Genomic DNA, 2,123 nt, shown 5'->3' on the forward strand with positions numbered 1-2,123 from the left:
AAGCCGCGCCTGCTCGGGCATTGGGGCACGACGCCGGGGCTTAATTTCCTGTATGTCCACCTGAACCGGCTGATCGTCGCGCATGATCTGGACATGATCAACATCATCGGCCCTGGGCATGGCGGGCCGGGCCTGGTGGCCAACACCTATCTCGAAGGATCCTACACCGAACGCTATCCGGCGATCGAGCGAAGCCGATCCGGGATGCACCGGCTGTTCCGGCAGTTCTCGTGGCCCGGCGGCATACCCAGCCATGTCGCCCCCGAGACGCCGGGATCGATCCACGAGGGCGGCGAGCTGGGCTATTCGCTCGCCCATGCCTATGGTGCGGCGTTCGACAACCCTGACCTGCTGGTCGCGTGTATCATCGGCGACGGCGAGGCGGAAACGGGGGCGCTGGCCGCAAGCTGGCATTCGAACAAGTTCCTGAACCCGGCACGCGACGGTGCCGTGCTGCCGATCCTGCACCTCAACGGGTTCAAGATCGCGAACCCGACGATCCTGGCGCGGATCGATCATGACGAACTCGATGCGCTGCTGCGCGGTTATGGCCATGAGCCCTTCTACGTCGAAGGGCATGATCCGGAAGACGTGCATCAGCAACTGGCCGGCACACTGGATATCGTGCTGGCGCGGATCCAGGCGATCCAGGCCGCGGCGCGGGTCGCGGGCGCAGCGCCCGAACGCCCGCGCTGGCCGATGATCGTGTTCCGGACGCCCAAGGGCTGGACCGGGCCGAAGATGGTCGACGGCAAGCCGGTCGAGGGGACGTGGCGTTCGCACCAGGTGCCGATCGCCGACTTCAAGGACCCGGAGCACCTGCGCCAGCTGGAGGCGTGGATGCGGAGCTACGCCCATGAGGAGCTGTTCGACGAGACCGGCAAGTTCCGGGATGAGTATGCATCGCTTGCGCCGACCGGGCATCGGCGGATGGGATCGAACCCGCATGCCAATGGCGGCGAACTGCTCAAGCCGCTGTCGCTGCCGGACTTCCACGATTACGCGGTGTCGGTGCCGGTCGCGGGGCAGGTCAAGGCAGAGGCGACGCGCGTGCTCGGCCGCTATCTGCGCGACGTGATGAAGTTCAACATGGGGTCGGCCAACTTCCGGCTGTTCGGGCCGGACGAGACGGCGTCCAACCGGCTGGCGGATGTCTACGACGTCTCCGGCAAGGTCTGGATGGCCGGGACGCAGGCCGACGATACCGACCTCAGCACCGACGGCCGCGTGATGGAGGTGCTGAGCGAGCATCTCTGCCAGGGCTGGCTCGAGGGTTATCTGCTGACCGGGCGGCACGGACTGTTCTCGTGTTACGAGGCGTTCGTCCACATCGTCGATTCGATGGTCAACCAGCATGCCAAGTGGCTGAAGGTGACCCGGTCGATCCCGTGGCGGCGGCCGATCGCGTCGCTGAATTACCTGCTGACCTCGCATGTCTGGCGGCAGGACCATAATGGCCTGTCGCATCAGGATCCGGGGTTCATCGACCATATCACCAACAAGACCGCGGACGTCGCGCGGATCTACCTGCCGCCCGATGCGAACTGCCTGTTGTCGGTCGCGGATCATGCCCTGCGCAGTCGGGGCTATGTGAACGTGATCGTGGCGGGCAAGCAGTCCGACTGGCAGTGGCTCGGCGTGGATGCCGCGGTTCGGCATTGCACGGTCGGCGCCGGGGTCTGGGCATGGGCGGGTGACGACGAGGATCCCGACGTCGTGATGGCGTGCGCGGGCGACGTCCCGACGCTGGAGGCGCTGGCGGCGGTCACGCTGCTGCGGGACTATGTGCCCGACATCCGGATCCGCGTGGTGAACGTCGTAGACCTGATGGTGCTGCAGCCGCAGTCGGAGCATCCGCACGGGCTGGACGATCGGGCGTTCGATGCGATGTTCACGACCGACAGGCCCGTCATCTTCGCCTATCACGGCTATCCGGCGCTGATCCACAAGCTGACCTATGCGCGCACCAACCATGCGAACATCCATGTGCGCGGATACAGGGAAGAGGGCACGACGACGACACCGTTCGACATGGTCGTGCTGAACGATCTCGATCGCTACCGGCTCGCGCTCGACGCGATCGAGCGCATCCCGCGGCTGGCGGGGCGGGTGCCGGCCGAGAC

1 protein-coding gene is annotated in these 2,123 nt (G+C 66.0%); it reads left to right on the forward strand.

Annotated elements, in window-relative coordinates; genetic code table 11:
• Positions 1–2,123: phosphoketolase family protein (locus BKY59_RS06525; protein ID WP_076069880.1), on the forward strand; the 2,123-nt coding region annotated here is incomplete at both ends.

The organism is Sphingomonas montana (assembly GCF_001956315.1).
GTDB classification, from domain to species: Bacteria; Pseudomonadota; Alphaproteobacteria; order Sphingomonadales; family Sphingomonadaceae; genus Sphingomonas_R; species Sphingomonas_R montana.